Source organism: Polaromonas sp. P1_E3, assembly GCF_056405935.1.
Map to the genome: position 1 here is coordinate 1 of NZ_JBFUBD010000857.1, position 536 is coordinate 536.

The following is a 536-nucleotide window of genomic DNA, read 5'->3' on the forward strand; positions in this document are numbered from 1 at the left end:
GCGTAGCCCTGCGCGACGCGGCGAAAAAACGCCACCGGCTGTGCCTCGAATTTGTCGGGCAGGCGCGCGCCGGTCAGCCGCCGGGCCGCTTCTTCCGGCGCCAGGTCAAACCAGACTGTCAGGTGCGGCTCGATCACGGTTTCCACTTCGGGCTTCATGGGGGTGTTGCCGGCGGGGTCGCCCAGCAGCCCTTCGTCGGACTGAACCCAACGCTCCAGGGTTGAGAGCAGCTTCAGGTCAAAGCCTCGCCCAGCCCCCTGGTAGGCAAAGGTGGCGTCGGTAAAGCGGTCGCATAGCACCACGTCCCCGCGCAGCAGCGCCGGTGCAATCACATTGACGATGTGGTCGCGCCGCGCGGCAAAAATCAGCAGGGCTTCGGTGAGCGGATCCATGGCGTCATTGAGGACCATGGCGCGTAGTTTTTCGGCCAGCGGCGTACCGCCCGGCTCGCGTGTCAGTGTCACCGCCCTGCCCCCGGCCTTGAACGCATCGGCCAGGCCGGCAATGTGCGTGGATTTTCCAGCACCGTCTATGCC

1 protein-coding gene is annotated in these 536 nt (G+C 66.0%); it reads right to left on the reverse strand.

What is annotated here, in order from left to right:
- Positions 1 to 536 (reverse strand): dTMP kinase (tmk, locus tag AC1D0Z_RS23970; RefSeq protein WP_477660598.1); only part of this gene is annotated, 536 nt, incomplete at both ends.